The following is a 25,814-nucleotide window of genomic DNA, read 5'->3' as shown; positions in this document are numbered from 1 at the left end:
TTAATTGACGGTGGGTTCTTCGAATAGCTGGAATTCGACTTCGCCCTGCTCCACCAATTCGCGGACCAGCTGCATCACCTCTTCGCGGGCCTGTTCGACCTTGCGCAGAGAGACACTGCCCTGTCCCTGAATCTGGGCTTCCAACGCCTGTGCCATCCGCTTCGGCATGGCTCCCAGCACCACCTTGCGGAAGCTGGCCTCGGTATTTTTCAGTGCCAACGCCAGCAGATCGCCTGGCAGCTCCTGCACCAGACGCTGCAGGGTTTCGTCGGTCTGACGGCGCAACGCCATGAAATCGAACATGTTTTTCTCGATTTCCAGCGCCATGTCGCCATCGTGTTCGCGCAGCAGAGAGAGCATCTGCTCCTTGTCACCCTGATAGCGGTTCAGAATGTCCGCCACCTGGCGCACCCCGTTGACCTTGGCTCCCGACTGATCGGCAACATAAGCAAGACAACGGTCCAGGGTCAGACGCAATTCTCCCAGCACGTGTTCGCTGACACTGTTGAGACTGGCAACACGAACCAGCAGATCGTCGTGCACCGAACCCGGCAGAGCATCCAGCACGGCGGATGCCGTCTGCGGGGGCAGGAAGGCCAGCAACACGGCCTGCATCTGTGGATGTTCATTGCGGAAGAAACGGGCAAGCACCTCGGCGGGTACCCACTGCAAACGCTGGATGTCCTGGCTCATCACGTCGCCATACAGGCTGTCGAGCAGGCTGCGGGAGAGGCGCTGACCCAGCGCCAGATCCAGCGTCTGTTCCAGATACTCGCGTGAGGCGCTGCCAATGCCGCTCTGTTCACGGTACTGATTGAAGAACTGCTGCAGCGTCCACTTGGCTTCCATCGAACTGACCCCTGACAGGCCAGCCATCTTGGAGATAAGTCGTTGTACCTCATCACGGGACAGCTTTTGCATCACCTTGGCGGCAGCCTCGGTCCCCATGCTCAGCAGCAGAATCGCGGCCTTCTCCAGATTGTCGATGTCGATGTCGACGGCGTTTTGGTTCAGGTTAACGTTGTTCATTGCCACTCACCCATGATCTGACCACTTCCGCGACGCGCGCCGTGTCTTTTTCCACCAGCAGTTGCAGGTGTTTGAGCTGTACTTCAAGTTCGGAGCCCGGCTCTGGCAAAGCCTCCAGATCCAGCGAGGAGAACTGCGGTTCCATCTGGTTGTCAGAGCGGATCAAACCATTGCCCATCGCGGGGGCAGCCAGAGCCGCATCATCATCCCGGCGCATGGAAAGACCCACTGTCGGTTCCAGCGGCTCATCTTGCTCTTCGGTCGCGGTTTCCTCAGGCAACTGCTGGGTACGCACCAGATGTTTGACCAACGGTCTTATGCCGAAGAACACCAGCGTCAGGCCAAGCAGGCCGCCCACCAGATAACGCAGAGAGTCCTGCCAGTACGGGGTTTCCCACCAGCTCGACTCGGGCGGAGCGATCGGCACGGCACCGGTAAAATCGAATACCTGCAGGCTGATCTGATCGCCACGGGTATCGTCAAACCCCACCGAACGTTCCACCATCTGCCGGATCTGCTCCAGCTGCTGTTCATTCCAGCCACCCTTGGGGGCACTCTGCTGATTCAGCAAGATGGAGACATTCATCTTCTCCAGGCGACCTTGCTGGTAGCGGGTGTGCACTATGGTGCGGCTGTTTTCGTACTGCTTGTTGACCTCTTGGCGCTCGGTACGAGAATCGTTCTTCTGGGCTTCTGCACTGGCCGCCCCCTGATTCTGTGCTGGTTGTTCAGTCTTGGGGGTCGTTTCGGGCGGGCGATTGGACAAGGCGCCGGGGATCCCCAATGCCAGCGCATCAATGGTTTTGTCCGACTTGCTGGACTCCTTGGTGACCACGCCCTGTGGATCCAGCTGTTGCTGGGTCTCCTCTACCGCATTGAAGTTCACGTCGGCAGCAATCTGTACCCTGAAGTTGCCGGTGCCCAGCATGGGATAGAGCATGTCGTTGGCGCGCTGACGGATGTACTGCTCTAGCTTTCGTACATACTCCATCTGCTGCACGCTCTGCTTGCCAAAGCCAGCCTTGTCTCCCAGTTCGGCGCTGAGCAGCTGACCCGCCTGATCCACTATGGTCACTGCCCCCGGCTTCATACCGGAGATGCTGCCAGCGACCAGATTGGCGATCGCTTCGACCTGTCCAGGCTCCATGGCCTGACCAGGCTGCAGGTCCAGCATGACGGAGGCACTTGGCTTCTCTTCATCCCGGCCGACGAACAGTGTCCGCTTGGGGATCGCCAGATGCACGCGGGCACTGCGCACCGCATCCAGAGAAATGATGGTTCTCGCCAGCTCTCCTTCCAGCGCATGCCGGTAACGGGCTCCCTCCATGAACTCGCTGGTCCCGAGGCCGGTCACATTGTCCAGCCCTTCCAGACCGGCGGGCATGGCGGCCCTTACCCCTCTGGCCGCCAGCGCCATGCGCACATGGGCCAGCTGATTTTCTGGCACCAGGATCTGGCCGGAGCTCTTCTCCAGCCTGAATGGCACCTGCTCTTTTTCCAACATCTCCATGATGTTGGCCGTGTCATACAACTCCTGCTTGCCGTAAAGAGGGACGTAGTTCTTGCTGGAGGTCCACAGGATCACCACTATGGTGCCCGCCACGATGGCGGCGAGCAGCGCTATGGTCAGGATGGATTTGTTGTCGCGGGACAGACTGCGCCAGTTGCGCAACCCCTCCTGGACGCGTGTTCTGAAGGAATCCGAAGCCCCTTGCGGGGACGTTACCAGTTCAGTCATCACTTACCTCAGAGTGGCATACGCATAATGTCGTCGAAACCGGTCATCAGCTTGTTTCGCACCTGCATGAGGGCGGAGAAACTGAGGCCCGCTTTCTGGCTGGCGACCATGGCACCAACCAGATCATCGCTCTGACCCGCATCCACGGCAGTCATCAGCCGTGAGGCGATATTTTGTTGTTCGTTGACCCGGCCAACCACATCGCGCATGGCGTCACCGAATAATACGTTCGAGACATCATTTGATTCGATAACAGGGGTTTGGCTGGCGACTCGCTGCATCTCCTGCATCTGCTGCAAGAGCGTCACCTGTGATGACATCATTTCAATCTTCACTCGGTTTATCCCTTAGTTTTGAAGCTGCTGCTCAATATCTATGCCCTGCTCACGCATGGCCGCCAGCTTGTATCTCAGTGCCCGGGTCGTCATCCCAAGGGCTTCAGCCGTGCGGGTCCGATGGCCGCGAAAGCGGCGCAAGGTCTCTAGTACAAATTGAAATTCTGCGTAGCGGCGAGTCTCACTCAGCCCTTCCGGGGCGGAAAGCACTTCCGGCAACGCATCGTCGGATTCAATGGTGTAACTGGGCAGCATCAAATCGACGGCCTGAATATGCAATCCGCGAGCCATGATTAATGAACGTTGTATGACATTGTCCAACTCCCTGACATTGCCGGGCCAGCCGTATGTCAGCAGTTGCTTGCGCGCATTTTCACTGAGGCGATAGCCCTGCTGCGGGGCATGCCGTTCAATGAAGTATTTCGCCAGCGGCAATATGTCGTCGGGGCGCTCGCGCAATGCAGGCCAGCTCATGGGCAACACATCAAGGCGGTAAAACAGATCTTCCCGAAACTGACCTGCCGTGACGAGGGTACGTAGATCCTTGTTGCTGGCGGCGATGATCCGGACATCCAGCGCAATGGTTTGGTGGCTGCCGAGCCGTTCAACTTCTTTCTCCTGCAAGACCCGCAGCAATTTTGCCTGCAGCGTCAACGGCAGTTCGGAGATTTCGTCGAGCAACAGCGTGCCTCCCTGGGCCTGCTCGAATTTCCCGGCCTGGGCTCCCGTTGCACCGGTAAACGCGCCCTTATTGTGACCAAACAAAATGGACTCGAGCATGGATTCGGGGATAGCTGCGCAGTTGATGGCAACGAATGGTCGACCGGACCGGCTGGACATATCGTGGATATAACGGGCCAATCGCTCCTTGCCGGTACCGGACTCACCACCAATCAGAATGGTAGCAGGGGTCTTGGCCGCGCGGCGGGCCAGTTGCAGTACCTGCAGGCTCATGGCGGAGACAGCGATCAGATTGGGAATGGATTGACGCAAACGCAGCGCCCCCTTCACCGCATCAACCATCTGCTGGCCACTGAAGGGTTTGATGATATAGTCGATGGCCCCCGCCCGCATCGCTTCCGCCGCAAGATAGGCTTGATGTTCGTTGACCAACACCATGCAATCAGTACCACTGAAATCATGTACCAATTGCGGACCGGCTTCGGTCATGGCATCCATATCGAGCAGGATCAGATTAACTGAATTATCAGCGAGAATTAATTTTGATTTGCTGATGGAATCAACACAGGAAATGTTATAGCCATGGGCCAACAATATTCCTGCAATATCGTTTCCATTTGATAACGAAGAGCCAATCAATAACAAATGGGGAGCACTCTCAATAGCGATTGGCCTTGAGTTTTTTTTAGTAGATAAATCCGAAAGCATAGGAACCCGAACCCGTGATTGTGGACAAACCAATCAACAGAACTGATGTGTCAAAAATAAAAGCGCACCATCCCCAAAAGGCGCCAAAAAAGACGTCATCTATTGGGTGAGAAGTGATATCAAGGCGGTGACAATGGCCTTGGTAACCCCGCTATCATTAGCATTCCTGCTATTAGACCGGAGGCTTTGCGTCCTGACTTTTCAGTTCAGTTTGCCTTTATCATGCGACTGTCCGTATTGGGACAAGGCGGCACCACCTATTCGGTGGGAGCTGCATGGCACATGTGAATTGTTATATTTGTTATTTATTTTTAACATCAAGTGCGTCAAAAACAGTCACATCATAACGGCTTCCAATGACAATTCAAGTAGATATGCGGAATATCATCTTCCTGTCAGTTCATTAACATGGCAGTTCTGCTTCAGCCCAAGGTGCCAATAACTTCCACCCGCAAATCCTCCGGAATTTCATTATAAGAGAGCACTTTGAGGCCTTTTGAAAATGAACGGGCATAGCGTGCCATCAGGGGGCGAAGTTGAGGCATGACCACCAGCACGGGAGCATGTCCCTGCTGTTGCAATTGCTCCTTCACCAGCGGCATGTTTTGCTGCAATTGCGCCAGCAACTGGGGATCAACCGGAAAACTGTCCAGCTGGATCTTGCCTTGCTGCTGGGACTGGTTCATGGCCGCCAGCAAGGTTTGCTCCAGCCGATCATCCAGCGTAAAGGTGGCCAGTACATCCCGGTTGCCGATAGCCTGTCTGACAATCTGGCGCTTGAGCGCACAACGTACATCGGAGGCCAGCAGAACCGGATCCTTGGTCAACTCACTCGCATCCAGCAGGGTAGTGGCAATGGTGCGGATATCGGTCAGGCTGATCTGCTCCTTGAGCAGTTGACGAAAAACTCGCAATTGCTGCATTTGGGTCAGCGCCAGATTCAGTTCTTCCGCCAGACGAGGAGACTGGGTAGCCAGGTGCTGGCCGAGCTTGCCGACCTCGTCATGACCGAACAACCCATCCAATTGCTCCCTGAGCAGCTTGCTTGCATGGGTGGCGATGACGGTCGCAGAATCGACCACCGAATAGCCCAGGTTCAGAGCCTTGGCCTTGTTCTCAGGCGAGATCCAGACTGCACTCATGCCATAGGCCGGATCCTGAGTCAGCTCACCGTCCAGCGCACCATAGGTTTCACCACTACTGATCGCCATCAACCGCTGGCAATCCACGTTACCGGTCGCCAGCCCTACACCTGACAGCTTGATCCGGTATTGATCCGGCTGCAGTTGCAGGTTGTCACGTACCCGGATTTCGGGCAGCAGAAAACCATACTGTTCTGACAAGGTTTTACGAATGCCCCGCACCCGAGCCAGCAATTCAGCCCCCTTGTCGGCCTCAGCCAGTGGTACCAGCCGGTAACCCAGTTCAATGGCAACCGCATCGACCGGCAGCAAATCCTGCCACTCCAGCCCCTGTGGTTCCGGCTGAACCAGCTGACGAGTCAATTCTTGCGCGGCATCCAGATCCGGTTCATTGGCCCGCCGCTTGCTCACGCTCCAGCCAGCCCAGGCCAGTACGGCGGCGAAGCTGAGGAATGCCAGCATGGGCATACCGGGTACCAGACCCAGTATCAGCATGATGGCAGCCGCAGTGTAGATTACCCGGGGCGATGCCAGGATCTGCTGACCCACCTGATCAGACATCTCTCCTTCATCACTGACCCGGGTCACTATGATGGCCGCTGCAGTGGACATCAGCAGGGAGGGGATCTGGGCAACCAGACCATCACCGATAGTGAGCAATGCATAGCTCTGGAACGCCTCAGCAACTGGCAGAGAGTGCTGGAAGATACCGATGGCCAAACCGCCAACCAGGTTGATGATGAGTACCAGCAGACCGGCAATGGCATCACCACGCACGAATTTGGACGCGCCATCCATCGCACCGTAGAAGTCGGCTTCCCTCGCGATCTCATCACGCCTTGCTCGCGCCTGATGCTGATCCATGGTGCCGGCATTGAGATCGGCATCGATCGCCATCTGTTTGCCCGGCATGGCATCCAGGGTGAAACGGGCGGATACCTCGGAGATCCGCTCTCCCCCCTTGGTGATCACCACGAAGTTGATGATCATCAGGATCACGAAGACCACCAGACCGACGACATAGTTGCCGCCAATCACCACCTCACCAAAGGCTTGAATGACCTTGCCCGCAGCCTCATGCCCTTCATGACCATGCAGCAACACCACCCGGGTAGAAGCGACGTTCAGCGACAGTCGCATCAAGGTGGCAACCAGCAGCACGGTCGGGAACACGGAAAAATCGAGCGGTCGACGAGCCGAGACGGAAACCAGCAACACCAGCACTGCCAACACTATGTTGAATGTAAACAGAGCATCCAGCAGCCAACCCGGCAGAGGCAGGATCATCATGGCCAGAATGGCCAGGAGCATCATGGGGATCGCGGTATAGGATTTGGTCAATACACGCCAGTTCACAACTTACCTCTCAGGTTGACGTAACTCGGGCGGCACATGCAAAGGTGCAAGAGGATTGGGTTTTTTCCCCTTGCCAGCCGCATAGGCCCGTAACTGCAATACATGGTTCAGCACATAGGCGACCGCGGTATAGAGGCCCGCCGGCACCTCCTGGTCCACCCGGGTGGAGTAGTAAATGGCCCGGGTCAGCTCAGGCAGACTCATGATCATCTTGTCGTGCTGCTTTGCGACCTGACGGATACGCTCCGCCATGCCGTCGACCCCTTTGGCAATCACATAAGGTGCATTGGCCCGAGCAGGGTCATACTTGATGGCCACCGCATAATGGGTCGGGTTGACGATGATCACATCAGCCTGCGGCACACGCTGTTCAATGCGCGCCCTGGCAAGCATCCCCTGAACCTGGCGAATCTTGGCCTTTATCTCGGGTCGGCCTTCGCTATTCTTGTGCTCATCCTTGACCTCCTGCTTGGTCATGCGCAACTGCTTGTTCAACGACCAGCGCTGATAAGGCACGTCCAACACGGCAATCAGCATCTGCACGGAACCAAGCAAAATAAATGCCTGCGAAAGAATGCGCAGCGCCTGCTCCATCGCAGCCTGGGGAGGCATTCGGTTCATCATCATCAGCAAGGGCCACTGGTGCTGCAACATCAAGGCCAGCGTCGAACCAATGAGCAGGATCTTGAGTACCGACTTGAGTAACTCCATCATGCTGTGAGACGAGAACATCCGTTTAAGCCCTTTGAGCGGATTGATTTTTTCCGCACTGGGCAGGAGTTTCTTCCAGGTCAGTACCATGCCGCCCGGAACAATGCTGAGCAGCACCAGCAGCAGGGCCAGAAAACCGAACAGAGGCAGCAAGACCCACAACATGCTGAGCAGGGCTTCTGCCGTCCAGTGGAGCATCATCTGGGGATCCCGGGCCCCCTGCCAGTCGAAACGCTGGGGGCGTTTCATCAACTCGGCAAAGAAGTTACCGAAGCTGGGCACCATCCATTGCATGGCTAGCCCTCCCAACAACAGCAGCCCGGCCGAGCTCAGCTCCTTTGAGCGCGCAATTTGCCCCTCTTCCCGTGCCTTGCGCAGTTTCTGGGAAGAGGCCTCTTCGGTTTTATCCTGAGCGCTGTTCTGACTCATGAAGGTGTCAATGCCCTGAGCTGTTCCAGCACATAGGTCACCAGATCAAGGTAACGAGCAGGTACGCCGCTGATGGAAATGGCCATGGTCAGCAGGCCCAGCATCAGCGTCATGGGAAAGCCCAGCGAAAAGATATTCAAGGAAGGGGCGGTTCTGTTCATCACCCCGAAGGTAAGGTTGACCATCAACATGGCAACCACGGCTGGCAGAGTCAGGATCAGGGCGGCTCCGATACTCCAGCCAAACAGACCGATGACGCCCTTCATATCCAGCAGATCGAGCGAGGAACCGGGCGGCCAGCTCCGCAGGCTCTGCACCAGCACGTCCAGTGTAACCAAGTGCCCGTTCAGGCCGAGAAACAACAATGAGCAGAAGATAAGCATCAGCTGGCTGACGATGGGGGCCGTATCTCCGTTGCTGGGATCATTCATCACCGCCATCGCCAGACCCATCTGCATGGAGAGGATCTGACCGGCCATGGTCATGATCATGAACAGCATCTGGACACAAAGCCCGAACAGCAGTCCAAACAATAACTGCTCTATGGTCAGCACCAGCGCGCCCGTGCTGAAAGGGTCGACCACGGGCATGCCCTTGAGCATGGGCGCCAGCAGCAGGCTGATGATGAAGGCAAGAAACAGACGAACCTGGGGCGGCAACCGACCATCACCGAAGATGGGCATCACCCAAAAGGCGGTGGCGATCCGGATAAACGGCCACCACCACTGCCCCAACCAGGCCGTCAGGTCGGCTGCGCTGAGGGACAGCAGAGAATTCATCCGATCAATCCGGGTATCTTCAAAAACAGATCGTGGAACAGGGTAGTGATTTGGGAGAGCAGCCAGTTTCCGGTAAAGATGAGCGTCATCAGGGTTACCAAAAAACGAGGCAGAAAGCTGAGGGTCTGCTCCTGGATCTGCGTTGCGGCCTGGAACACGCTGACGATGAGGCCGATGACGAGGCCGGGAACAATCAGCACCGACACCATCACCACGACCAGGTTGACGGCACCGCCAACCAGCGCAACACTCTGCTCCGGCGTCATGTCAGCCTCCCCCACCAAAACTGGCCGCCAGCGTACCGACCGTCATCGACCAGCCGTCTACCAGCACGAACACCATCAGCTTGAATGGCAATGAAATGATCAGAGGGGACAACATCATCATCCCCATCGCCATCAGCACGCTGGCCACCACCAAATCGATCACCAGAAAGGGGATAAACAACATGAATCCGATCTGGAATGCCGTATTTAGCTCGCTCAGCACAAACGCCGGCAACAAGACACCAAACGGGACGTCGGCCTTGCTGAGGGTGGTGGGCTCACCGGAGATCCGCAGCATCTGCTCCAGATCCGGCTCCCGGGTCTGGGCCAGCATAAAGTGACGCAGCGGTTTTTCAGCCCGGGCCAGCCCTTCCGACAAGGTAATTTCGTTCTGATCGTAGGGAACAAACGCGTTCTGATACATATCGGTCCAGACCGGACGCATGATGACCAACGTCAGGATCAGGCTGATACCGATCAACACCCTATTAGGCGGGCTTTGCTGCAATCCCATCGCCTGCCGTAAAATTGCCAACACTATGATAATACGAGTAAAACTCGTCATCATCAGCAACAGAGTCGGCAACAATCCCAACAGGGTCATGAAGAAGAGGATCTGCAACTTGATGTTGTAGTCCTCGCCACCACCAGCCCCAGGCAGTACTGAGAACAGCGTCATATCCGCCCCCCAGCCGGGCAGCGAAAACAACAGCAGAGCAAACAGCAGATGGCGCATCAGTCGTCCATGCCACCCAGCAGATTGGTGTCGATCACATCCACCAGACGCAGGCCATACTTGCCGTTGACCACGACCACTTCTCCCTTGGCAAGCAATCGGCCGTTGACTCGAACATCCAGCGGTTCACCAGCCAACTTGTCGAGCTCGATCACGGCCCCTTCTTCAACACGCATCAAATCACCGAGCGGCACTTCGGTGCTGGCCACTTCCAATGTCACTTTGACCGGGATCTGGCGAAAAAAGGAGAGATCACGCTGCTTGCTGCTACTGGTGGGGGACATGTAATCGGCGGCACTCGGCATGCTGATATCATCACCAAACAGTTGATCCAGTCCATCCAGGTCCAGCGGGTCGTTCATATTGTGCTCGTTCATGATGTGATTATTCCTCTACAACTGTCGCGACCTGATAGACCAGGTTGCCTTTATGTTCGGCGACTCGTCCGCTGAAACAGGAACGATTGCCAATCAGGGCCGGAACTACCTCCGGTAGATCCAGCGAGAGCACATCGCCTACCTTGAGGCACTCCAGATCGGCCAGTGTCATGGATAGTTGCCCCATGACCACGCGCAACCGCACTGGCACATGTGTCAATGCCTGCTCCAATGCACCATCTTGCAAATCATGTCCCACAGAGCAACCGTTACTCTCGGCAGGTGGTACCAACCAGAGCCGCCAATCATGGGCAAAACTGCCAACGGTCAGGTTGGCCTCTGCCATCCACAACCGTGATTGCGGTAATGCATCGCGGGTAATCAGGGTCAGCTGCCAATCAAGATCGCCCAATCCCAGACATGAAGACCAGATGTCGACCTGATATTGGCAAAGACGCAGCATCAGTCGCTGCTCGGTATCGGTCAGCCCTTTACCATGGGAGGGAGCCTCGCTCTGGTCGCGCAATGCACCACCAAAAAAGAGCACGGCCAGGCGATATATGACGGCCGGCGAGATAGAAAAATAGGCAACCCGATGCGCATCGAGTGCACTGCGAGCTTCAACCCAGATCAGACCGTCGTCATGCTCCGGAGATGCCAGCACGGTGAACTCCTGATAATTCAGTTCACAATCCGCACTATTGAAAAGCTGGGCCATACACCCTGCCGCTTGCAGAGAAAAGGTTCCCAACAGGGCATTGATTTGTTTGAGTCGTTCCTGGTCGGCACGTTCAATACCAAGAAGATCGTAATGGGGAAGAGTTTTGCCCCGCTGTGCACAGAGCAACCGGGAAGGTGTGAGCATTACGCCGCTTGATGACATTCAAAATCCACCTTAGCCATTCTTATTTCACCTTACAGCCACAAAGGCGTCTATCAGGCCAGCCATGTGATCGGTACAGATAGTCCAGCCGACTTAGAGCGACCAGAATGGGCGAGAACTTTATTACAAAACCCTAAAAGGCGCCACGCACCAGCCCCGCAACTCCATAATAAAAATCCCGGCACCAGAAGGTGCCGGGATTGGTTGGTATTTGCATACCTTGAATAGGTCGGAGTCGGCCTGTAAGCCGGGTTCTGTACCGGGTTGCCCCGGGTAGCAATCATTCCTCTAGGCCAGCAATCGCTCGCTGGCTCAAGCAACCTACCCGCCCCCAACGCGGGCCGCGCCAATAGGGGCCTATTTGGTCTTGCTTCGGGTGGAGTTTACCGTGCCACGAACTGTTGCCAGTCGCGCGGTGCGCTCTTACCGCACCCTTTCACCCTTACCTGATCCCTTGCGGGCCATCGGCGGTTTGCTCTCTGTTGCACTGGTCGTAGGCTCACGCCCCCCAGGCGTTACCTGGCACCCTGCCCTATGAAGCCCGGACTTTCCTCCCCTCCGCCCGTCTGTCCCGAGGGACACAACGACGAAGCAGCGATTGCCCAGCCAACTCCGGGCGCGGATTATAGCCTTGTCCGGCACCTCGGGTAAACCTGCAATTGAGTTTTGACCGAGTTAATCGCACTCGAAGCCAGGCCAGACAACGCCAAGGCTGGCCTCCGGCCTGCATTTATCCGCCTCAGTAATGTTCGAGGCCGTACTTGTAGAGCGCGTTCTTCTTCACCCCGTGGATCTCGGCGGTGAGCGCCGCCGCTTTTTTGAGCGGCAGTTCGGCAACCAGCAGTCCCAGGGTACGGATCGCCTCGGCCGGCAGCTCCTCTTCCGTTTTATTGGCGCCCGCGACCACCAGCACGATCTCGCCGCGGCAGCGATTTTCGTCCTCGCCCAGCCAGACCAGCATCTCGGAGGCGGGCAGACCGTGGATCGACTCGAAGGTCTTGGTCAGCTCGCGACACACCACCACCTGGCGTTCGCCGAGAATGCGGGCGATTGCTTCCACCGTGTCCTGCACCCGACGCGGGGATTCGTAGAACACCAGTGAGCGGGTGTCTTCGATCACCGCCTGCAAACGGTCGTCACGGCCCTTGGCTTTTGCCGGCAAAAAGCCTTCGAAGGCAAACCGGTCGGTGGGCAGCCCGGCCGCGGACAGCGCCGTGATCGCGGCACAGGGGCCGGGCAGCGGCACTACCTTGACCCCGGCTTCGCGACAACGGGTGACCAGGTGATAACCGGGGTCGCTGATGAGCGGGGTGCCGGCATCGGAGACCAGGGCCACGCTCTTGCCCTCTTTTATCCGGCCGATCAGCACGTCCGCCTTCTGCTGTTCGTTGTGATCGTGCAGCGCGAAGGTGGGCACCGAGATTTGATAGTGGCTGAGCAGGATGCCGGTATGACGGGTATCCTCGGCAGCCACCAGATCGACACTGCGTAAAATGTCCAATGCACGCTGGGTAATGTCAGCCAGATTGCCGATCGGGGTGGGGACTATGTACAGGGTTGGGATGTCACTCATGGGAGCTCCGAGTGTCCCGACAATTGTGTCGCCATATTGGCCCGTTTACACTATGGAGAATTTCAACACTGGTCGGGGAATGAACTTGAACCGGGTTACAAAGCAGCTAAGTGTATCACGACTCTTCGGCATCCTACTCGCGGCAGTACTGCTTGCCGCCTGTGCGTCGGAGCCCAATCAATCAGCCGGACAATCCGGCATGCCGTCGGCCTTCTCGGATCTGACCAAGAATGCCCAGTGGTATCTGGCACAGGTGGATCCGGCCAAACCGGCCGAAGCCTTCACCTGGCAAGTGATGGCGGCGCGCAGCTATCTGGCGCTCGGCCAGGCCAAGCCGGCTGCGGCCCTGTTCCAGCAACTACAGAAGCAGGGCCAGAGCGCCGAGCAAAAGGCCCAGCTGCAACTGTTGCAGGCTCACCTGCTGCTCGCCCAGGGCAACGCCAACCAGGCGCTGATCCTGCTGGAGGGCAAGCCCGAGGTGGCGCTGGATGCCGATACCCAGAAGGACTGGTATCGCCAGCGGGTGGTGCTGCAACTGGACATCAACAACAAGTTCGGTGCCGCCAAGTCGCTGATCCTGCTGGAGCCCTACCTGGCCCAGAATGAGCTGGCGACTAATCACCAGCAAATCTGGTCACTGCTCAAAAGCATGACCCCCTCCACCCTGCAGGCACTGGAAGAGGCGCCGGCTCCCGACGTGACTACCGGCTGGCTGCGACTGGCAGAGCTGGTGAACGAGTTCGGCGCCCAGCCCAATCAGCTGGCGCGCCAGCTCGCTGGCTGGAAGCAGGCCTTCCCGAACCACCCGGCCCAGAAAGACATGCCGGCGGGTCTGGGCGATCTGGCGACCAGCAACATCAATACCCTGCAGCAGATCGCCGTGTTCCTGCCGCTCTCCGGCAATCTAGAGCCGCAGGGCGCCGCCATCCGTAACGGCATGCTGATGTCTTACAAGGAGAATCAGGGCCAGTTCACCCTGAACTTCTACGACACCCAGACCAAGGCGATGGGCGAGCTCTACAAACAGGCGATTCAGGAAGGGGCCAACATGATCATCGGCCCGCTGCTCAAAGACCGGGTCGAGGAGCTGCTCAAGTCCAATCCGACCGTGCCGGTGCTGGCGCTCAACGAGCTGGACAAGCCGATCGTCAATGACAACACCTTCTACTTCTCCCTCTCCGCCGCCGCCGATGCAGCGCAGGCCGCCCAGTACCTCTACGGTCAGGGCTATCGCAAGCCGCTGCTGATCGCCGCCCAGGGCCGGATCGGCTATGGCAGCATCAAGGCGTTCGAACAGGCCTGGGCCACCGTGAGCCAGGACAAGCCGGTCGTCGCCACCTTCGGCGCTCGCAACGAAGTGCAGGGCATGGTCAAGAACGCCCTGAGCGGTCGCTCCACCGCCCGGGCCGGCGAAGTGGTGCAGCTTGCTGACACGGTGCCGCGCAGCATCGACGTGGTCTATGTGGTCGCCAACAGCCTGGAGACCCGGATGATCAAGCCGTATGTGGACATCTCGGTCAATCCGATGGGCAGCCTGCCGATCTACAGCAGCTCGCGCAGCTATGACAGCGCCACCACCGAAGTGGCTTCCGAGCTCAACGGCATGCATATCTCCGACATGCCACTGCTGCTGGGCGGTTACGAGAAGCAGCGCGAACAGATCGCCCTGCTTTGGCCGCAAACCCAGGGTGACCTGCTGCGCCTGTTCGCGCTGGGCTACGATGCCGTGGCGCTGGCGGAAAATCTGCAGCAAATGCGCAAGGTCAATGCCATGCAGCAGCCTGGCATGAGCGGCCAGCTGAGCGTGGATGCCAGCGGCAACATAGTGCGGGTACTGGACTGGGCCACCTACCAGAATGGCAAGCTGGTCAGTGACAGTGCCATGCCTCAGCTCGAGGGAGCCCCCCATGAAGGGTCTATTGGCACGGATGCACCAGCAGTGGCAGAACCTGTTCCCGTCAGCACCGAGCAAGGGACAGCACTTTGAGCAGCTAGCGGAACATTGGTTGCAGGCCCGCGGCCTGCAACCCTTGACCCGCAACTACCGCTGCCGGGGCGGCGAGATCGATCTCATCATGCGCCAGGGAGAGACCCTGGTGTTTGTTGAGGTCCGCTACCGCGCCCAAACCAGCCATGGCGGCGCAGCCGCCTCGGTCACCCGGCGCAAGCAGCACAAGATCGTGCTGGCAGCGCGCCACTATTTCAAGCAACATGCCATCAACGAGGCCAGCCAGGCCTGCCGATTCGATGTGATCGCGTTCGAGGGCGACCAGCCAGACTGGATCCAGAACGCATTTTAAGAGGACCCCATGACTGACCGCATCAAAGAGAACTACACCGAGAGCATCCAGACCAAGATAGCCGCCGCCGAGGCGCTGCCGGATGCCATCCATACCGCAGCCCAGATGCTGACCATCTGCCTGCTCAATGGCCACAAGGTGATGGCATGCGGCAACGGTCCTTCCGCAGCGCTGGCCCAGCTGTTCATCTCGGAATTGGTCAACTGCTACGAAACCGAGCGCCCTTCCCTGCCCGGCATGGCGCTGACCCCTGACATGGCCACCATCAGCGCCATCGCCACCGACCACGGTTTTGAAGAGGTGTATGCCAAGCAGATCCGGGCGCTCGGTCAGCCCGGCGACATCCTGGTGGTCATCACCACCACGGGCAACAGCCGCAGCCTGATCAAGGCTGCCGAGGCCGCCCTCTCCCGCGACATGACCATAGTGGTGCTGGGTGGTGGTGACGGCGGCGAGATCGCCGGCCTGCTCGGTCCCAACGACGTGGAGATCCGGGTGCCGTCGGCTCGTCGACCCCGCATTCTGGAAGTGAACCTGTTGACCCTGCACTGCCTGTGTGATCTCATCGACCAGACTCTTTTCCCGCAACAGGAAGATTGAAACCATGAACAAGCAAATGCTCCTGCTCGGCCTGCTGGCCGGCACCCTGCTGCTGCAAGGCTGCGCGGCCGTAGTGGTTGGCGGTGCCGCCGGCACCGCCAAAGCCTCCGGCGATCGCCGCACCCTGGGCGCCCAGTGGGACGATCAGGCCATCGAGTTGAAAGCGGCCAACCTGCTGGCTGACAACAAGCCGCTCAGCGCGGCCAGCAAGATCAGCGTCTACAGCAACAACGGCCGCGTGCTGCTGGTCGGCCAGACACCTTCTGACGCTTACAAGCTCGAAGCTGGCAAGATAGTGGCCCGCATCGAGGGGGTGCGCCACGTCTACAACGAATTGCGCCTCGGCCAGCCGGTCAGCATAGGGGTTCGCAGCAACGACTCCTGGATAACCTCCAAGGTGCGGGCAGACATGCTGGGTGCCAAGAATTTTGACAGTGCCAAGGTCAAGGTGGTCACCGAGAATGGCGAGGTATTCCTGATTGGCCTGGTGACCCGCCAAGAAGGGGATCACGCCGTCGAGATCGCCCGCCACGTCAGCGGCGTGAAACGCGTGATCAAGGCCTTCGAGTTCGCCCAGAACTAGCACTGACTACCGATGCTCGGCATAAAAAAACGCAGCCAGTTGGCTGCGTTTTTTATTTGATGACCTTCAGGGTCGGACGACCGCTCGGACGCGGCGGTTCCGGCTCGGGTTCCACCGGCGCTTCGGCTTGCTCCAGCCAGAGGTCATAACCCGGCTCGGGCGGAAACAGGGTTCCCACGCCGTTTTCCCGGGCATGGATGGCCAATACGGCCGCCATCGGGATGTAAACCTGCTGGGAGACACCACCAAAACGGGCGCTGAAGCTGATGGCTTCATTGTCCATGTGGAACTGCCCTACCGCACGGGGTGCGATGTTCAGCACTATCTGTCCATCCTGGACAAACTGCATCGGCACCATCACATGAGGGATGTTGACGTTGACCACTAGATGCGGGGTCAGGTCATTGTCCAGCAACCAGTCGAAGAACGCCCGCAGCAGGTACGGGCGACTGGGTGTCATTGTCGGTTCCATGCTCATACGCCGGCACGGATCTCGCGCTCGGCTTCAGTCAGGGAAGCCTGGAAAGACTCGCGCTCGAACAGACGAACCATGTAGGCCTTCAGCTCTTTGGCGCCACGACCGGTGAAGTCGATGCCGAGGCTCGGCAGACGCCACAGCAGCGGGGCCATGTAGCAGTCGACCAGGCCAAACTCTTCGCTCATGAAATAGGGCATTTCACCGAAGATCGGCGCGATGGCCAGCAGGTTGTCCCGCAGTTCGGCACGCGCCGCATCCACGTCGGTACCCGCCATGATCTTGTCGGCCAAAGAATACCAGTCCAGCTCGATACGATGCATCATCAGACGGCTGTTGCCGCGGGCCACAGGGTAGACCGGCATCAGGGGCGGGTGCGGGAAGCGCTCGTCCAGATACTCCATGATGATGCGTGAGGTGTACAACGCCAGCTCGCGATCGACCAGAGTCGGTACGGTGTTGTAGGGGTTCAGCTCGGCCAGCTCATCCGGCAGGTTGCTTGGGTCAACCTGGCAGATATCTACGCTAACACCCTTCTCCGCCAGGACAATGCGCACCTGATGGCTGAACATATCGTTGGCACCGGAAAACAGCGTCATTACCGAACGCTTATTGGCAGCTACAGCCATTGAACCCTCCCGTCATTAAAAAGCAGAAACGGCAATGAAGCCTCTTGGTCTTCATTGCCGTGCATTATATTACCCGGATCTGGTCGCTTAGTGAACGTCGCGCCAGAATTCCTTCTTCAACAGCACAGTGAAGATGAAGAAGATCACGATGAAGCCAAGTACCCAGAAGCCCATGCGTTCGCGCTCCTGTTGTACCGGTTCAGCTGAGTAGACCAAGAAGTTTACCAGATCCAGTACCGTCTGATCATACTCTTCGTTATTCATTTCACCGTTGCCGTCAGATTTGACACTGACAACCTGCTGTACTTCCACTCCGTCGACGGTGTGGGTCGCGAACTCGGCGCGGGGCGTGCCTTGCAGCGGCTCCAGCACATGGGGCATGCCCACGGACGGGAATACCACGTTGTTCACACCAAACGGACGGGTCTCATCCACGTAGAAGGAGCGCAGGTAGGTGTAAATCCAGTCGGCACCACGTACCCGGGCAACCAGCGTCAGATCGGGGGGCGGGGCGCCAAACCATTTGGCCGCATCCTTGTCCGGCACCGAGTTTTCCATCAGATCGCCGATCTTGGCACCATTGACGATCAGGTTGGCCGCCATCAGATCTTCCGGAATACCGATGTCTGCCGCCACCCGGTTGTAACGCTGGTACTGGGTGCTGTGACAGCCAAAGCAGTAGTTCATGAAGGTGGCCGCACCACGCTGCAACGACGCCTTGTCGTTCAGGTCATAGTTGGCCTTGTCCAGGTGCACTGCCCCGGTGTTGGCAAACACCAGCGACGGCAGCAGGGTCAGCACTGCAAAAATTATTCTTTTCATTTAAATGTCACCCTCTCCGGCAGCGGCTTGGTGCTTTCATTCTTGCTGTAGAAGAACAACAGGACGAAGAACCCGAAATAACCCAGGGTACAGATCTGGGCGATCAGCGTCAGGGTCGGAGTCGATGGCAAGACGCCGAGCACCCCGAGAATGATGAAGCAGACCACGAACTGGGCGATGTTCAGCTTGTGCAGGGTACTGCGATAGCGCACCGAACGTACCTTGCAGCGATCCAGCCAGGGCAGCAGGAACAGCACCACGATGGAGAGCCCCATCATGATGACGCCCAGCAGCTTGTCAGGCACCGCCCGCAAGATGGCGTAGAAGGGGGTGAAATACCAGACCGGGGCAATGTGCGCCGGGGTCTTCAGACCATTGGCCACTTCAAAGTTCGGCTTCTCGAGGAAATAACCCCACATGTCCGGCTTGAAGAAGATGATGGCGCAGAACAGGAACAGGAAGCCTGCAACCCCGATCATGTCCTTGACGGTGAAGTAGGGGTGGAATGCCACCGCATCCAGCGGCCAGCCGTTCTCGTCCTTGTGCTTCTTGATGTCGATACCGTCCGGGTTGTTGGAACCCACTTCGTGCAGCGCCAGGATATGCATGGCAACCAACATCACCAGTACCAACGGCAGGGCGATGACGTGCAGCGCGAAGAAGCGGTTCAGGGTAGCGCCGGAGATGACGTAGTCACCGCGGATCCACAGGGTCAAATCGTCACCGATGACCGGAATGGCACCAAACAGCGAGATGATGACCTGGGCTCCCCAGAACGACATCTGGCCCCACGGCAGCAGATAGCCCATGAAGGCTTCCGCCATCAGGCAGAGGAAGATCAGCATGCCGAAGATCCACAGCAGCTCGCGCGGCTTCTGGTAGGAGCCGTAGATCATGCCGCGGAACATGTGCAGATAGACCACGATGAAGAAGGCGGATGCACCGGTGGAGTGCATGTAGCGCAACAACCAGCCGTAGTCCACATCCCGCATGATGTACTCCACGGAGGCGAAGGCACCTTCGGCGGAGGGGTTGTAGTTCATGGTCAGCCAGATACCCGTGATGATCTGGTTGACCAGCACCAGCATGGCGAGCGAGCCAAAGAAGTACCAGAAGTTCAGGTTCTTGGGCGCCGGGTACTTGGCCATGTGGTCGTTGTACATGGCAGTGAGCGGAAAGCGGTAGTCAATCCAGCCCATCAGTTTGGCAAACATGGTCAGGCCTCCTTGCCATCGGCACCGACCAGGATGGTGGTGTCGCTAAGATATTTGTACGGCGGAATGACCAGGTTCAAGGGTGCTGGCACCCCCTGGAACACTCGACCAGCCATGTCGAACTTGGAGCCATGACAGGGGCAGAAGAAGCCTGAGGTCACGCCCTGCACCTGCTCGCCAAAGCTGTCCGGCAGATAGGAGGGGGAGCAGCCCAGATGAGTGCAGATACCGACGGCAACGAAGATCTCCGGCTTAATGGATCTGTAGCCGTTGTGGGCATAGTCAGGTTGCTGGGGCTCGTCGGAAGCCGGATCGCGCAACTTGTCGTCGTGCGCGGCCAGGGCATCCAGCGTCTGCTTGGTGCGTTTCACCACCCAGACCGGCTTGCCTCGCCACTCAACACGGATGAGCTGGCCTGGTTCCAACTTACTGATATCCACTTCTACCGGAGCACCCGCCGCTTTGGCTTTGGCACTCGGGTTCCATGATTTAATAAACGGCACTGCGGTAAAAGCAGCTCCTACCCCACCAACGGCTACCGTTGACCAGGTAAGAAATCTGCGGCGACCGGTATCAACTGGCGCATTGCTCATCCAAAAACTCTCCCATGTGGACTCCGCACATTCTTATTGTGTCCCTGTTCCCCTTTCTTCCGTGACAACAGCGGCGGAAGCGGAGTTACAATTGTCACAGAAAAACCGAGGGAATTTTAAAGAAAAGATAACAACTTGACAAGAAAGAGAAGCGAAGGTCAAAAACAATAAATACACAATTTTTTGTCTTTTGTGACGTGGTGTTAGCAATACCGTTGGTAATATTACCAATAAAAAAAGCCTGGCACATGGCCAGGCTTTTTTGACACTCGCGAGAGTGCGTACCAAAAGCGAATTAACGCTTGGAGTACTGCGGACGCTTACGAGCTTTGTGCAGACCGACTTTCTTACGCTCAACCTTACGGGCATCGCGAGTAACAAAGCCTGCTTTACGCAGTTCGGAACGCAGGGTTTCATCGTACTGCATCAGAGCACGAGTGATACCGTGGCGGATCGCACCAGCTTGACCAGAGATGCCACCACCGTTAACGGTGATGTACAGGTCCAGTTTCTCGGTCATCTCAACCAGTTCCAGCGGCTGACGAACTACCATGCGGGCAGTCGGACGGCCGAAGTACTGCTCCAGGGAGCGCTGGTTGATTACGATTTTACCGCTACCCGCTTTGATAAATACGCGAGCAGTGGAGCTTTTGCGACGGCCGGTACCGTAGTATTGATTTTCTGCCATGTTGCCAGTTCCCGTTAGATATCCAGTACTTGAGGTTGCTGAGCAGCATGAGCGTGCTCGGCGCCTGCGTAAACTTTCAGCTTACGGAACATGGCACGGCCCAGCGGACCCTTCGGCAGCATGCCTTTGACGGCAGCTTCGATTACCATTTCCGGTTTACGCTGAATCAGCTTGTCGAAGCTGATGGACTTGATACCACCCGGGAAACCGGAGTGAGCATGGTACATTTTGTCGGTAAATTTCTTACCGGTTACGTGTACCTTCTCAGCGTTTACAACGATGATGTAATCACCGGTGTCAACGTGCGGAGTGTACTCAGCTTTGTGCTTACCACGCAGACGAGCAGCGATCTCGGTTGCGATACGACCCAGAGTTTTACCTTCTGCGTCCACAATGTACCAGTCACGTTTTACGGTTTCTGGCTTGGCAACGAAAGTTTTCATTAAGTTAAACCCAATTACCTGTTACAGACCCAATTGCTTATGGGGGCTCTCCCACAAACAACAAACGATGGCCTACCTGTACCCCTTCGAATACAAGTAAAGCTTAAAGTGTTGCTGTCTTATCGACAGCTGTAACGTGGGCCGGGCGATTATAAGTGAAGTTGCCTTAAATATCACCTGCTAATTTCACTGCCATGAAGCTAGCAAATGTCGCCCGGCCCTACCTGCCGCAGATGCCCATCCGACTGGCAGGCGCGGTATTGTGACTAAGGAAGGTGCACTCTGGCAAGGTATTCGTGCGATTGCATTTCCTGAAGCCGTGAAAGACAACGTTTGAACTCGAAATTCAGCAGCCCGTTGCCATAGAGTTCCTGCATGGGTACCGCCGCCGATATGATCAGCTTGACGTGCCTCTCATAGAACTCATCCACCATGGCAATGAAGCGGCGCGCTGCGTCATCCGTGCCCGCCCCCATTGGCTGCACATTGGCCAGCAGGACGGTGTGAAACAGCCGGGCCAGCTCGATGTAATCGCCTTGTGAGCGGGGAGTACAGCAAAGTTGCTCAAACTCCATATAGAGCACACCTTCTCCCATCCCCAACGACGCCAGTTGACGGTGATTGATCTCGACACTGCCCGCCCGGGCCTCTTCCAGCCCGGTTAACTGCCGAAAATAACGATCCAGATTGGATTTTGCCTGCTGATCCAGCGGGAAGTGATAAATCTCCGCCTGCTCCAGCGTGCGCAAGCGATAGTCGGTGCCGCCGTCCACGTTAAGTATCTCGCAATGGCGCTCGATGAGCGCGATCGCCGGTAGAAAACGGGCCCGCTGCAGACCATTTCGATACAAATCCTGCGGTGGTATGTTCGAGGTCGCCACCAGTACCACTCCATGGCCGAACAACTCCTGGAACAGAGTCCCCAACAGCATGGCGTCGGTGATGTCGGAGACGAAAAACTCGTCGAAGCAGATGACGTCGGTCTCGCCGGCCAGCTTGCTGGCGATCAGCTTGAGCGGATCGGCCTGACCGGTCAGCCCCTTGAGCTCATCGTGCACCCGGTGCATGAAACGGTGGAAGTGAATGCGCAGCTTGCGCTCTCCCGGCAGGCTGTCGAAAAAAGTATCCATCAGCCAGGTCTTGCCTCTGCCCACTCCGCCCCACATATATAGACCCAGGATGGGCGTGCGGGGTTTCGGCTTTTGCAGCCAGCCCAGCAGGCCGCGGGATCTGGTCGGAGTCGGGGTTTGGCACAAATCCTGATAGAGTCGCTCCAGACGGGCCACTGCCATCGCCTGGGCGGGGTCGGCCACGAAGCCGGGGCGCTGCAAATCCTGCTGATACTTTTGCTGCGGGGTCATCCTGTCGATTGCCTTCAAGTCCCTGAATGAAGGACAAAATGGTATCACGCTCTCGGGGTGCACGGTATAGTGCCATCAAGGCGTAGCGGCCGCTTTGGCCGCATCAACCCACATTGATTTAGCTGTAACAAGGAGCATCTATGAGTCTGTTAAACGGGATCCTGCTGGCTGTCGCCGCCTTGATTATCGGTGTCATCATCGGCCGCTTCACAGTGCGCAGCCGGGATGCTGGCCGTCTGGAACAAGAACTGAAGAAGGCTCACAAGGAACTGGAAAGCTACCAGGGCCAGATCAATACCCACTTCGCCGACAGCGCCGCCCTGATGGAGCAGCTGGCCGAGCAGTACCAGACCCTTTATCGCCATATGGCGGAGCAGAGCAAGTTCCTGGCCAAGGCTCAGGAGCCGCTGTTCCGTGAAACCCTGCTCGACGAGAGCAGCGATGTCCCGGCCAATGAAGAACCGGGCGTACCACCCCGTGACTATGCAGGGGCCTCCGGTCTGCTCAAGCAGTCCAGTTAGTTCCCTGCGGAACTAATTGCGCGGTAGCGTGGTCAGACCTTGACGATTGCATTGCAACTTTTTCTGGGAGCTGTTTTTCATATGCGTAAACCTCTTTCTGTGCTCAGTGTGTTAGCCCTCAGTGTCGGTATCGCCATGTCTGCGGCCCCTGTACAGGCTGCACTGCCCTCTCTGCTGGCGAACAATCAGGAGATGCCGAGCCTGGCGCCGGTGCTCGAGCAGGTCACCCCTGCCGTGGTCAACATTTCAGTCTCCGGCAAGAAGATCACCCGCCAGCGTCTGCCGGAACAGTTCCGTTTCTTCTTCGGTCCCAACATGCCCGACGAACAGGTGAGCGAGCAGCCCTTCCAGGCGCTGGGCTCCGGGGTCATCATCGATGCCAAGAAGGGCTACGTGATCACCAACGCCCACGTGGTGCACGAGGCGGACGAGATCAAGGTCAACCTGAAGGATGGCCGTGAATACGCCGCCAAGAAGATCGGCGAGGACAAGCAGTCCGACATCGCGCTGCTGCAAATCAAGGCCGAGGATCTGGTGCAGATCAAGTTTGCCGACTCCGACGAACTGCGGGTCGGTGACTATGCGCTGGCCATCGGCAACCCGTTCGGCCTCGGCCAGACCGTCACCTCCGGCATCGTCAGTGCGCTCGGCCGCAGCGGCCTCAACATCGAAAATCTGGAAAACTTCATCCAGACCGATGCCGCCATCAACTCCGGCAACTCAGGTGGCGCCCTGCTCAACCTGCGCGGCGAGCTGATCGGCATCAACACCGCCATCCTGGGCCCGAACGGCGGCAACATCGGCATCGGCTTCGCCATTCCGTCCAACATGGTGCGCGACCTGTCCGAACAGATCGTGAAATACGGGGAAGTGCGCCGCGGCCAGCTGGGCATCACCGGCACCGAGCTCACCTCCGAAATCGCCAAGACCTTCGGCTACAACAAGAAGGATGGCGCCTTCGTCAACCAGGTGATGCCTGACTCCGCCGCCGCCAAGGCGGGCATCAAGGCAGGCGACATCATCATCAGCATCGATGGCAAGGCCATCCGCTCGTTTGGTGAACTGCGCGCCAAGATCGCCACCATGGGGGCTGACAAGCAGGTCGCCCTTGGCCTCATCCGTGATGGCAAGGAGCAGACCGTCAAGGTCACGCTGAAGAAGGCGGATGACAGCGAGATCCTGGCCAGTGCCCTGCACCCGGCCCTGGAAGGGGCCAAGCTGAGCACCACCGCCGAACCGGTGACCGGCGTGGCCGTGGCCGACATCGATCCGCGCTCACCTGCCGCCGCCTCCGGCCTGCAGAAGGGTGACATCATCATCGGGGTCAACCGCCTGCGCATCAACTCGCTGGAAGAGCTGAGCAAGGCGTTGAAGAACAAGCCGGATGTGCTGGCGCTGAACATCCAGCGCGGGGAATCCTCCCTCTATCTGGTGATCCGTTAACTGCCTCTCACCCGCGGCCCTCGCCGCGGGTGATTTTTATCCACCGATAGTGTTATTCTCTGCGCGCTGTATGTACGGATGAGAATGACATGAAAATCCCCCCTCTAGTCAGTTACTTGGGCAAGTCTGTCGGCTTCGGTCTCACCGTGGCGGCTCTTCTGTTGCTGCTGTTTCCCAATTTCCGTGGCGGGGCCCAGCTGCCCGGCCTCATCACCAATGCCCGTGAACTGAGTTTTTCCTACGCCGCCCACCGCGCCGGGCCGGCGGTCGTCAACATCTATACCCGCAGCTTCGCCCGCAACCAGGGCAATCAGGCCGAACTCAGGCCGCAAGGGCTCGGCTCCGGCGTCATCATGAGCCAGCGTGGCCACGTGCTGACCAACTATCATGTCATCGCCGACGCGGACCAGATCATCGTTGCGCTGCAGGATGGGCGGGTATTCAGCGCCGAGCTGGTTGGCTCCGATCAGCTGACCGATCTGGCGGTGCTCTACATCGAGTCGGACAATCTGCCGGTGATCCCGCAGGATCCGGAGCGCCTGCCCGACGTGGGCGACGTGGTGCTCGCCATCGGCAACCCCTACAACGTCGGCCAGACCATCACTCAGGGCATCATCAGCGCCACCGGCCGCATCGGCCTCTCCAGCATGGGCCCGGACAGCAACGGTCGGCAGGATCTGCTGCAGACCGACGCCGCCATCAACGAGGGCAACTCGGGGGGCGCCCTGGTCAATGCCCGCGGCGATCTGGTGGGCATCAATACCGCCGCCTACCACCTCAACGGCAATCAGGAGAGCTACGGCATCAGCTTCGCCATCCCCTACAAGCTGGCCAAGCGCATCATGGATGAGCTGATCGCCAACGGTCGGGTGATCCGCGGCTACCTCGGCATCTCCAGCGTCGAGATCAACCCCATCGTCGCCCGCATGATGAACCTGGGCGACCTGCGCGGCCTGGTGGTGGAGAGCCTGGATCCCAACGGCCCGGCCACCAGAGGCGGGCTGAAGCGGGGCGACGTGCTGCTCAAGATCAACGGTGAGGCCATCAGCGGCGTACGTACCGCCATGGACAAGATCGTCGAGAGCCGGCCGGGCACCAAGCTCACCATCTCGGTGATCCGTGACGGCAAGCCGCTGGAGGTGGAGGTCACCATCGAAGAGGATCTGCGCTACCAGAACCGGGCCAGCGCGAGCGCCGCCACCGCCAGCTGATATCCCGCCAATACTCTTTAACAGGGGCGGTCAACCGCCCCTGCTTGCTTCCCCCGTACTCCCCCATCCGTGAGGCGACTCACAGTTTCCAGCAAGCCTGCTCGGCCCGGCTCGACGGGCCAAGTGCGCTCTCGATCACACAAAGTCGGTCCCGATAGCAGCCCTTTCCCCCTCCATTCCACAAAAAT

Annotated in this window: 27 protein-coding genes, 1 other RNA gene and 1 riboswitch; of the genes, 7 read left to right on the top strand and 21 right to left on the bottom strand. The window is 58.1% G+C overall.

The annotated features are described in order from the left end of the window. The 13 genes from fliGL to rsmI form a co-directional block, all read right to left on the bottom strand. Nucleotides 1-1,029, bottom strand: coding sequence for a lateral flagellar motor switch protein FliGL (fliGL, locus tag QLG02_RS06555; protein WP_017409395.1), 1,029 nt, complete (start codon nt 1,027-1,029; stop codon nt 1-3). Continuing rightward, complete coding sequence (fliFL, locus tag QLG02_RS06550; protein ID WP_080708613.1) at nt 1,016-2,758, bottom strand: lateral flagellar M-ring protein FliFL; 1,743 nt, start codon at nt 2,756-2,758, stop codon at nt 1,016-1,018. Before fliFL ends, fliGL begins: the two co-directional genes overlap by 14 nt. A 17-nt stretch (nt 2,759-2,775) precedes the next feature. After that, nucleotides 2,776-3,102: a lateral flagellar hook-basal body complex protein LfiE gene (lfiE, locus tag QLG02_RS06545; protein ID WP_282464798.1), complete on the bottom strand. Its 327-nt coding sequence runs from the start codon at nt 3,100-3,102 to the stop codon at nt 2,776-2,778. A gap of 12 nt (nt 3,103-3,114) precedes the next feature. Beyond that, the gene (lafK, locus tag QLG02_RS06540; protein ID WP_282464797.1) at nt 3,115-4,491 is read right to left on the bottom strand and encodes a lateral flagellar response regulator transcription factor LafK; all 1,377 of its coding nucleotides are present in this window, start codon (nt 4,489-4,491) and stop codon (nt 3,115-3,117) included. A 138-nt stretch (nt 4,492-4,629) separates the two neighbouring features. Then, nucleotides 4,630-4,717, bottom strand: a riboswitch (cyclic di-GMP riboswitch). Nucleotides 4,718-4,913: 196 nt separating this feature from the next. Further along, nucleotides 4,914-6,989 (bottom strand): lateral flagellar biosynthesis protein LfhA, encoded by a 2,076-nt coding sequence (gene lfhA, locus QLG02_RS06535; RefSeq protein ID WP_026080271.1) that lies wholly within the window; start codon nt 6,987-6,989, stop codon nt 4,914-4,916. A gap of 3 nt (nt 6,990-6,992) precedes the next feature. Beyond that, the gene (gene flhB, locus QLG02_RS06530) at nt 6,993-8,129 is read right to left on the bottom strand and encodes a flagellar biosynthesis protein FlhB (RefSeq protein WP_282464796.1); all 1,137 of its coding nucleotides are present in this window, start codon (nt 8,127-8,129) and stop codon (nt 6,993-6,995) included. Next, a complete protein-coding gene (gene lfiR, locus QLG02_RS06525) occupies nt 8,126-8,908 on the bottom strand; it encodes a lateral flagellar biosynthetic protein LfiR (RefSeq protein WP_017409389.1) in 783 nt (260 codons plus the stop codon). The genes flhB and lfiR overlap by 4 nt, the downstream gene beginning before the upstream one ends. Next, entirely contained in the window at nt 8,905-9,174 is a 270-nt protein-coding gene (lfiQ, locus tag QLG02_RS06520) for a lateral flagellar biosynthetic protein LfiQ (RefSeq protein WP_017409388.1), read from the bottom strand. Before lfiQ ends, lfiR begins: the two co-directional genes overlap by 4 nt. A gap of 1 nt (nt 9,175) precedes the next feature. Next, a complete protein-coding gene (fliP, locus tag QLG02_RS06515; protein WP_017409387.1) occupies nt 9,176-9,910 on the bottom strand; it encodes a flagellar type III secretion system pore protein FliP in 735 nt (244 codons plus the stop codon). After that, nucleotides 9,910-10,287 (bottom strand): lateral flagellar motor switch protein LfiN, encoded by a 378-nt coding sequence (gene lfiN / locus QLG02_RS06510; RefSeq protein ID WP_017409386.1) that lies wholly within the window; start codon nt 10,285-10,287, stop codon nt 9,910-9,912. Before lfiN ends, fliP begins: the two co-directional genes overlap by 1 nt. Nucleotides 10,288-10,294: 7 nt before the next feature. Continuing rightward, a complete protein-coding gene (gene lfiM / locus QLG02_RS06505; RefSeq protein ID WP_029302030.1) occupies nt 10,295-11,170 on the bottom strand; it encodes a lateral flagellar motor switch protein LfiM in 876 nt (291 codons plus the stop codon). Nucleotides 11,171-11,397: 227 nt separating this feature from the next. After that, an RNA gene (gene rnpB / locus QLG02_RS06500) (RNase P RNA component class A) lies at nt 11,398-11,784 on the bottom strand. 125 nt (nt 11,785-11,909) lie between these two features. Continuing rightward, nucleotides 11,910-12,743 carry a 16S rRNA (cytidine(1402)-2'-O)-methyltransferase gene (gene rsmI, locus QLG02_RS06495; RefSeq protein ID WP_016352184.1) on the bottom strand — a complete coding sequence of 278 codons (834 nt, stop codon included), beginning with the start codon at nt 12,741-12,743 and terminating at the stop codon, nt 11,910-11,912. Between the two features lie 199 nt (nt 12,744-12,942). Between rsmI and QLG02_RS06490 the strand changes: the two genes are divergently transcribed. From QLG02_RS06490 to dolP, 4 genes are read left to right on the top strand one after another with little or no spacing between them, the layout of a single operon-like run. Continuing rightward, complete coding sequence (locus QLG02_RS06490) at nt 12,943-14,730, top strand: penicillin-binding protein activator (RefSeq protein ID WP_282464795.1); 1,788 nt, start codon at nt 12,943-12,945, stop codon at nt 14,728-14,730. Beyond that, nucleotides 14,651-15,043 carry a YraN family protein gene (locus tag QLG02_RS06485; RefSeq protein ID WP_254201337.1) on the top strand — a complete coding sequence of 131 codons (393 nt, stop codon included), beginning with the start codon at nt 14,651-14,653 and terminating at the stop codon, nt 15,041-15,043. Before QLG02_RS06490 ends, QLG02_RS06485 begins: the two co-directional genes overlap by 80 nt. 9 nt (nt 15,044-15,052) lie before the next feature. Next, nucleotides 15,053-15,643, top strand: a complete 591-nt coding sequence (locus QLG02_RS06480) for an SIS domain-containing protein (RefSeq protein ID WP_005305871.1) — start codon at nt 15,053-15,055, stop codon at nt 15,641-15,643. Nucleotides 15,644-15,647: 4 nt separating this feature from the next. Beyond that, on the top strand, nt 15,648-16,226 hold the full coding sequence (gene dolP / locus QLG02_RS06475) for a division/outer membrane stress-associated lipid-binding lipoprotein (protein ID WP_024945441.1): 579 nt from the start codon (nt 15,648-15,650) through the stop codon (nt 16,224-16,226). Between the two features lie 52 nt (nt 16,227-16,278). On the opposite strand, the gene QLG02_RS06470 is transcribed toward dolP, so the two are convergent. The 8 genes from QLG02_RS06470 to zapE form a co-directional block, all read right to left on the bottom strand. After that, nucleotides 16,279-16,704, bottom strand: coding sequence for a ClpXP protease specificity-enhancing factor (locus QLG02_RS06470; RefSeq protein WP_017409380.1), 426 nt, complete (start codon nt 16,702-16,704; stop codon nt 16,279-16,281). After that, entirely contained in the window at nt 16,701-17,330 is a 630-nt protein-coding gene (gene sspA, locus QLG02_RS06465) for a stringent starvation protein SspA (protein WP_011707594.1), read from the bottom strand. The genes QLG02_RS06470 and sspA overlap by 4 nt, the downstream gene beginning before the upstream one ends. An 87-nt stretch (nt 17,331-17,417) precedes the next feature. Then, entirely contained in the window at nt 17,418-18,152 is a 735-nt protein-coding gene (locus tag QLG02_RS06460) for a cytochrome c1 (RefSeq protein ID WP_011707595.1), read from the bottom strand. Beyond that, nucleotides 18,149-19,366 (bottom strand): cytochrome bc complex cytochrome b subunit, encoded by a 1,218-nt coding sequence (locus tag QLG02_RS06455; RefSeq protein ID WP_011707596.1) that lies wholly within the window; start codon nt 19,364-19,366, stop codon nt 18,149-18,151. The genes QLG02_RS06460 and QLG02_RS06455 overlap by 4 nt, the downstream gene beginning before the upstream one ends. A gap of 2 nt (nt 19,367-19,368) precedes the next feature. Further along, the gene (gene petA, locus QLG02_RS06450) at nt 19,369-19,959 is read right to left on the bottom strand and encodes a ubiquinol-cytochrome c reductase iron-sulfur subunit (protein ID WP_011707597.1); all 591 of its coding nucleotides are present in this window, start codon (nt 19,957-19,959) and stop codon (nt 19,369-19,371) included. A 295-nt stretch (nt 19,960-20,254) separates the two neighbouring features. Further along, nucleotides 20,255-20,647: a 30S ribosomal protein S9 gene (gene rpsI / locus QLG02_RS06445; protein WP_005336286.1), complete on the bottom strand. Its 393-nt coding sequence runs from the start codon at nt 20,645-20,647 to the stop codon at nt 20,255-20,257. 14 nt (nt 20,648-20,661) lie between these two features. Then, on the bottom strand, nt 20,662-21,090 hold the full coding sequence (rplM, locus tag QLG02_RS06440) for a 50S ribosomal protein L13 (RefSeq protein WP_005336289.1): 429 nt from the start codon (nt 21,088-21,090) through the stop codon (nt 20,662-20,664). 266 nt (nt 21,091-21,356) lie between these two features. Next, nucleotides 21,357-22,451, bottom strand: coding sequence for a cell division protein ZapE (gene zapE, locus QLG02_RS06435; RefSeq protein WP_011707598.1), 1,095 nt, complete (start codon nt 22,449-22,451; stop codon nt 21,357-21,359). 140 nt (nt 22,452-22,591) lie between these two features. Here zapE and QLG02_RS06430 point away from each other — a divergent pair, with 140 nt between their 5' ends. The 3 genes from QLG02_RS06430 to degS all read left to right on the top strand — a co-directional run bounded on the left by QLG02_RS06430 (nt 22,592) and on the right by degS (nt 25,626). Then, nucleotides 22,592-22,972 (top strand): YhcB family protein, encoded by a 381-nt coding sequence (locus QLG02_RS06430; RefSeq protein ID WP_011707599.1) that lies wholly within the window; start codon nt 22,592-22,594, stop codon nt 22,970-22,972. An 81-nt stretch (nt 22,973-23,053) separates the two neighbouring features. Continuing rightward, a complete protein-coding gene (locus tag QLG02_RS06425) occupies nt 23,054-24,415 on the top strand; it encodes a Do family serine endopeptidase (protein WP_011707600.1) in 1,362 nt (453 codons plus the stop codon). An 89-nt stretch (nt 24,416-24,504) separates the two neighbouring features. Next, nucleotides 24,505-25,626, top strand: a complete 1,122-nt coding sequence (gene degS, locus QLG02_RS06420; RefSeq protein ID WP_011707601.1) for an outer membrane-stress sensor serine endopeptidase DegS — start codon at nt 24,505-24,507, stop codon at nt 25,624-25,626. Nucleotides 25,627-25,814: the final 188 nt, after the last annotated feature.

Source organism: Aeromonas sp. V90_14 (assembly GCF_029967615.1).
Lineage (GTDB): Bacteria > Pseudomonadota > Gammaproteobacteria > Enterobacterales > Aeromonadaceae > Aeromonas > Aeromonas hydrophila.
The sequence above is the reverse complement of the archived record's forward strand: the minus strand, read 5'-3'. Positions and strand labels throughout refer to the sequence as shown.